We start from the raw sequence: 7,142 nt of genomic DNA, 5'->3' as shown, positions 1-7,142 counted from the left end.
GTCCTGGACGCTCTCAATGAGCAGGTCACTCCCGGCACGGGCGATCACCTGGCGGCCCTCCACCACGGCGCCTTTGAGGGTGGTGTCCGCACCGGAGCGGAGACTGGCGGTGCGACCGGCACTGATCCGGGTGTTGCTGTGGGTCAGCTCCGTGCTGTCGGTAGCGCCATGGCCCTGGGCGGCCGAGGCGGTGACCGCGACGCCGGTACCCCCAGATCCAAGTCCGATGCTTACGCCGAGGCTGCCGCTGCTGCTCTTGTTGTCGTCGTGACGGGTGGCGCTGTTTTGCGCCGCGAGGAGTTTGATGCTGTTTCCGCTGTCGAGGGTGATGGCCTGCCCCGCGCCGATCTGGCTGCCGCGCACGAGGATGTTGCCGTCGGTCTCGTCACCCGTGGTAACCAGGCTGATGTCACGGCCCGCCTGGATCGTGGAACCGGCAGAGGTGGTGTGCTCGATCCGGCTGCTGCTCCGGCTCTTGCTGCTGCCGAGGCTGACATTGATTGAGAGGCCACCCATCTTGTCGATGGCGGTCGCATCCCGGGTTTCGGGGGTGCCGTCCGGATCGGTCCCGCCGGTTTCGATCTGTCCTTCACGGCCACCGATCTCGCTGCCCTGGCCGGCCTTCACCTGATTGTAGGCATCCTTGGCGGCCAACGCCGCCGTGGCGGCCGCCAGTGCCTGCATGCGTGGATCATCGGTTCGCCGCGCGGACTGATACATCTGCTGCACGGTCTGCGCCGCATTGATGACCGGGCTGGAGAGGCTTACGGTCAGGCCCGACTGTTTAAAGCGGGATTCGGAGCGGATTGCCGTGCTGTTTCGCGCCTCGACGATAGCGATATCCCTGGCGGCGATCTCCACGCTCCCGGTCGGCGCCAGCAGGTCGCTGCCGCGCTGGGTGTAGTCACCGCCAGACCTCATCGCCACGTCGCCCTCGATACTGCCGATCGTGCTCCCGACCGCCATACCGGACCGCTGATCCATTTCATCGCTCATCTCCCGTTTGCCCAGGGTGATACCGAACCCGCCACTGGTCATCAGGCCTGATTTCTTCTCCTGGTGATGGCTGTAACTTGAAACGGTCTGTTTGCCGCTCTGGAGGGTAATGTTGTTTCCCGCCTGCAGGGTAACATCGCCGCTGCCGACAATCTGTGAACCGGTGACGGTGAGGTCCTGGCCGGCCTGCAGAGCGACCCGTTCCGCGCTCAGGGTACTGCCCACCACCTGGCGGACAGTTGAGCGCTGCTCGTCAATCGTCTGCTTTGAGGAGAAGAGGCCGCGCTTGGCGATATACTGGCGACGGCTGATGCCTTGTTCATCCACACCGGCGCCGATGTTGAGGTCACGCCCCGCACTCACCTCCAGCGACCCGTCACTGTTGATCGTGGCCGCCCGGCTGTTGATATCAACGCCCGCCAGCAGGGCCAGATCCCCGGCGCTGTTGATCCGGGTCCCCTCCTCTCTTGCCCGGGTTTCAGTACGATAGCTGCGCGGGTCCCAGACGACGGCCTCGCGCTGGCGTGTGGTGGTGGTATCGAGGTCGATGTTGTTGCCGGCGATGAGTGCCGTGGAACCACGCTCGCCGCTGTTGCTCACCTGGGCCGTGTTGAGGTGGATATCCCGACCGGCGACGGCCATGAGGACGCCGTCCGGGTTCATCACCCGCAGGGTGCCGATGCCATCCAGGTGCAGGCGTTCATAGCGGCTGGCACCGACCTGATTGACCCCTTCGCGGGTGGCGGCCGCCACCGTGATGTCACGTCCGGCCCGCAGGCTGAGGCGCTCTTCCGCCTGGATGCGCCCGGCGCGGTTGCCGATGTCCCGTTCGGCCGACAGGGCCATGGTTTGCGCGGAGAGCGTGCCCCGGCGGTTGTTGATGTTGCGTGCGTTCAGGGTGAGGGTTTGTTCGGCAAGCAGGGTGCCTTCGTTGTGCAGGTCATCGGTCAGGTTGATATCAATATCCCGCCCACCCAGCAGCGCACCGCGGCCGTTCACATCTCCCGCTTCCGGAACGGCATAGAGCCGCGGCACCAGGACCGGCCGGCGACTGCCGTCGGCCAGGGTCACCTCCTGCTCCACCAGCCAGACGATGTCGCTGGTGAGATGGGCCATCTGTGCCGCGCTGAGGGCGATGCCCGGTTGCAGGTCATAGGCCAGGGCAAAGGTGACACCGGCATTCATCAATCCCTTGTATTGATCCTCATCGCTTTGATAGCCCGCCAGATACCTTGACCCGGTCAGTTCGGTGATCTGCGCCTGGACCAGGCGCTGTTCATAGAAGCCGTCGCCCAGACGCTTCTGTGTGGTGGCCGGATCGAGCCGGAGCCGATCGAGCATGTAATCGGAACTGAGCCACTGCCGGTAGCCGGCAAAGCGGGGATCGGTCTCGATCAGCCACGGGTGTGCCGGCTCGGGGTGCGTCTGATACAGGGCGTTGTCCGGGAGGTGGATCACCCCCCCACCGGTGCCGGCCACGCTCTCCGGTCCAGCGCTGCTGCCGCTCACGCTCAGCGCATCGAGCAGGATGCCGCTGCCCGGTACGTTGGCATGCTGTTCAAATCGGGCCATCGGAAGGGTGATGCTGGTGATGACATCGGCGGGCGCGTAGGGCGTGTGCGCGCTCTCCCGCCGGCATTTTTTTCTGCCCAGGAAGCCGCAGTGTTCGATCCAGCTGAACCAGGTTGTGCCCAGGTCTTTTTCCCGCCGTTCCAGAGTGCCTTCCCGGTTTTCCAGGCTGCCCAGTTCCGCGCTCAGGGTGGCGCCCGCCAGGATCTGGCTTTTGTCGTTGATGAGATTATCCACCACCAGGCGCATGTCGCCCCCGGCAAGCAGTTTGGCGGGGGTGCTGCCGGTTACCACCTCTTCGCTGATGTTTCGCAGAAAGTCGTAGGCATAGTAGTCTTCACCGCTGACCCATTTCTGCTCGAAGTGGTGTTCGTCCACCAGCACCGGTTGCGCTTCCTTGGCGAAATGGGCATTGCTGTTATGGAGCTGTCCGGCCGTAACCTGCAGCCGCCCCAGGGCTTCGATGGTGGCACTTTGATTGGTGATGCCGCCAGCCTTGCCCACGGCCTGATCCAGTTCGTTCAGCTGGCCTCCGATATGGAGATCGCCCGCACTGAACAGCAGCGCACCTTCCCGGTTGATCAGTTCATCTGTTCCGATGTCCAGGCGGGCGCGGGCGGCAACCGTTGCCGCGCTGCCGTTGGATTCCCGGTTTGTGAACTGCCGGGCAGCGAGCGCGAGCCGGTCGCCGTAGATGCGTCCGGTACCGATATTGTCTATGTGATCGGCCTGGAGCCGTGTCGTGACGCCATCCACGATCCCCCGGTTGGTCAGCCGCCCGGTAGCGACGAGCTCGGTCGCGGTGGCGCTGATTTCACCGGTTACCTGGTTGTCGATCTCTCCGGCGTGCAGGCTGACCTGCCCCTGTGCCTGGAGTTGGCCGCTGTTGATGAGGGCGGCGGTTGTCGATAGGGCTAGTCGCTGGTCCGCCTGTATCTTGCCGCTGTTGTTCAGTTCACTTTGCAGGGTCAGGTCGATATCACCGGATGATTGCAGTTGACCATCTCCGGTCAGGGCATAACTGTTCAGATACAGCGTCCCGCCTGCAACCAGGGTACCGGCGGTATTACGCACCTGGAGCGTCGGCTCGGACGCCGTATCACGGATCAGCAGTTGGTCGCCAGACGAGATCACTGCCTGACTGTTGTCGATCTGCACGCTGCTGGTAAGGGTGAGTTGTTGCCCCGCCACGATGCGTCCCTGGGCGTTATCCAGCCGGTCTGTATCCAGTAGCAGCCGGACGGCTTCCAGCCCCTGGCCGGCAGGCCGGGTCTCGGTGTTGTTCAGGGTACCGGCGCTCAGGTTCAGGGTGTCGTCCGCGTGGATCAGGCCGGCGCTGTTATTGATGCTCCCCGCTCCCACTTGCAGGGTGATATCGCGCTTCGACAACAGTTGACCCACGCTGTTGTCTATCTCTTGGGCGTTGACCGTGAGGTCTCCTTCAGCCAGCAGGGTGCCGCCGGCGTGGTTGCGCAACTGGTGGGCGGTAATTGTGGCGTTTCCAGCGGCGCCGATATAGCCGCTCTGGTTGTCCAGTTCACCGGTCTGCAGTTGCAGCGCCCCTCCGCTGTTGATCCCACCCTGGGTGGCGGTGCCGGCGTTGGTCAGGGTTTGACCCTGGGTATCGACGGTCAGGGTTGAGAGGGCTTCAAGCAGGCCGCCGCTGTTGTTGAGTGCGCCGCCCTGGATCAGCAGACTGTCCCGCGCAACCACGCTGCCGCCGCTGTTGTCGATTCGCTGCTGTCCGGTCCGCAGGAAGATCTGCTCCCCCGACAGCCGCGCCTGGTGGTTGTCCAGACCCCCATTCGCCCCTTTGGTGTCGATTCGCAAGCCCGCCGCCGCCTCGATCCGCTGCCGGTTGACCAGTTCCCCCGCGGCGGTAATCACCACATCGCCTGCCGATGTACCGATCAGGCCGGCATTGCGTACCCCCACACCGCTTTCCGTACCCAGCAGCAGGATTTTCCCGGCATACATGCCGCCCAACGCCCTGACGTCGATGGCAAAGGCCGGGGCCGTATCGGCGGCGGTATGCACTGTCTGCAGGCGGCTATCGATGGCGACATCATTGGCGCCGGCAATGACTGTCAGGTCTTGTGCCCAGATGCCCGCATTGACCTTTATTGCCCGGGCGATCAGGTCGGTATAGTCCACATCACGACCGTCCAGCCCCTGACCCTCGATATGGATCTCCCCACCCCGCACACGAAAGCCGGCCAGGGTGCCATTGTCAAACCGCGGGCTGCCGGTCGTCAGGGTCGCACGGTTGGCATTGATGAAGCCGCAGCCGGCGCAGGTGATACCGGCCGGGTTGGCCACGATCACCTGGGCGCGGTCGCCCGCCACCTCGACAAAGCCGCGCAGATAGGAGGGATCCGCCGCATTGACTTCATTCAGGATGATCCGCGCGCTACCACCCGCCAGGTTGGGGTTGCCGTTGACCCAGCCCGCCAACCGGGTATTGGTCGGCACCCGGGCGTTGTTAAGAATCACCCCCTGGGGGTCCACGTCGAAGCGGGTGTAGCGGTTATGGGAGAGACCGCTCCCATCCGCTCGCTGGATATCGACCTGCGGCATGCCGTTGGCCGCTTGGGTGACCGTCGGTCGCTTCGCGGCCGGGGCGGTGCCATCGGCAACGATCTCGGCGCGGGCTTCGGGCAGTGTGGCATGGACCATTCCCAACACCACGAGCAGCGCAAATCCGGCCGGGCGCAAGGTGTGGAGAGATTGCTTAACCCCCCTTACGTCACCGCCGCTGCCCACCGCGGCAGAGGCCGACTTGCCGCGGGACCTGACGATCTCCGCGACCACCATCCAGGTGCCGCGCGCCCTGTTGAAAATGATCCGATATCGGTGCTTATTCATCCCTGTTCACCTTTATGCTTCCCTGATTGCCTTGCTTTCCAAGCCGTCCTCTTTTACCGCCCCTTAGATCTGCCAGTTCAGGCTGAAGCCGAAGGTCCTGTTAGCGGTATGAAAACCCGCCGGTTTCTGTAGCGGCGCCCCCGCAAAGAGTTCATAACCGACACGCCCCAGCGTGCCACGCATCCCCAGGACCGCCCCGGCCAGCGCCGTGCCGGGCAACAGCTCACTGCCCCTGCCCGCCACCTTTCCATAATCGAGCCCCAGATAGAGTTCCTGGTGCCGGCGGGGGATCCGCCAGGCCACTTCGTTACTCAGCGACCAGCCCCGGTCTGCCGACAGCGACCACTGGCCATCGAAGCCGCGCACATGCCAGCGACTGCCGATCGAGAACCGGTCCTGGGGTGTCAGCGGCTCATCGCTCCACTGTCCGCGCACTCTGGCCTGGTAGCGGTATGCATGCCCGCCGCTCCTCACCGGGAGCTGGTACAGCGCATTCAGCGACCAGATCCTGGCCAGTGCCGTCCCCTCGCCGACCGCCTCTTCCGGGGCCGGCTCCGCATTGAACCAACGCGTGCCGCGGCTGTAGGCCAGCTCCAGTGAAAGCGTCCCCTGCCGAAAAAACTGCCGATGATTGAGTGACAGCTGCCAGGCGGCGGTTTTGCGATGCTGCAGCGCGATTTCCGCGTCGTCGATGAAGTTGTCCGAACGCCGTTTGCTGATCTGCAGCGTGGCCGCTGTCCTGGCGCGGTCGCTGCGATGGAAGACCCGGCCGAGCTGAATGCTGTAGCGCTCACTCTCTCCGCGGTAGCGATAGTCGACCACCCCACCGGCCACCGTCTGCTGGTAGTCGTACCAGTCCGCGGTCATGCCCAACAACCAGTACCCCAACGGCAGGGAGTAGTGGATCTGGTGGCTGCCACTGCCCCGGCCGCCCTCGTTCAGGACATCCATCCCACCGGACAGATAGAAGAGATCCCCCAGGCCCAGCGGATTGTCCAGAAACAGGGTGGCCCCCGCCTGTCGCTTCCCGGTCTGCTGCGAACCCGCATCATCCAGCGTCAGTGCCACACGCCACGGCCTCTCCTGCTGCCAGTCGACAACCACCACGCTCTCACCCGGCAGCGCGCCCGGCAGCAGCTGGAACCCGGCCTCGGTACCGGGCAGCCGTTGCAGATTCTCCAGCCCCTGCTCCAGATCCCGCAGGTCCAGCAGCGCCTGCGAGGACAGCGGGAGCAGTGTACCGAGATTGATATCGCGCCGGCTCGACGCGGCAAGTCGGATATCACTCACCTTACCCTCCACAATCACCAGGCGCAGCTCCCCCGCGGACAGTTCCTGGCCCGGCGCCAGTACCCGGGTGGTGATCAGGCCGGACTCGATCAGCCGGTTCTGCATTCGCGTCATCAGCAGCTGAATACCCCGGGTGCCCAGACACTTCCCCAGCGCCTGCCGCCGCAACGTCTCCACCCGCTGTACGACACGCCGCTCCCCGCCTTCCACAACAACGGCTGCAACCGGAAAACAGGGTGATTCCGAAGGAAAGTCGATGCTTTCCGTTTGCGCAGCGGAGAGAATTCGCACATCGGCAGGTTGTGGCTGCAAACGCGCTTCCAGCGCCTCCTGACGCTGATCCTGCAGCAACTGCTCCCGGGTTAACGCGGACGGCGCCGAAAGATCGGCCGCCGCTGCAAAACTGATCAGCCACGCGCACA

At 64.4% G+C, this 7,142-nt stretch carries 2 protein-coding genes; both read right to left on the bottom strand.

Annotated features, from left to right (window positions below; all coding sequences use genetic code 11):
* Positions 1 to 5,430: hemagglutinin repeat-containing protein (locus O9K64_RS23040; protein WP_275100474.1), on the bottom strand; the 5,430-nt coding region annotated here is incomplete at its 3' end.
* 63 nt (positions 5,431 to 5,493) lie between these two features.
* Positions 5,494 to 7,142: ShlB/FhaC/HecB family hemolysin secretion/activation protein (locus O9K64_RS23035; RefSeq protein ID WP_335342346.1), on the bottom strand; the 1,649-nt coding region annotated here is incomplete at its 5' end.

The organism is Sedimenticola hydrogenitrophicus (assembly GCF_029017505.1).
Lineage (GTDB): Bacteria > Pseudomonadota > Gammaproteobacteria > Chromatiales > Chromatiaceae > Sedimenticola > Sedimenticola hydrogenitrophicus_A.
The sequence above is the reverse complement of the archived record's forward strand: the minus strand, read 5'-3'. Positions and strand labels throughout refer to the sequence as shown.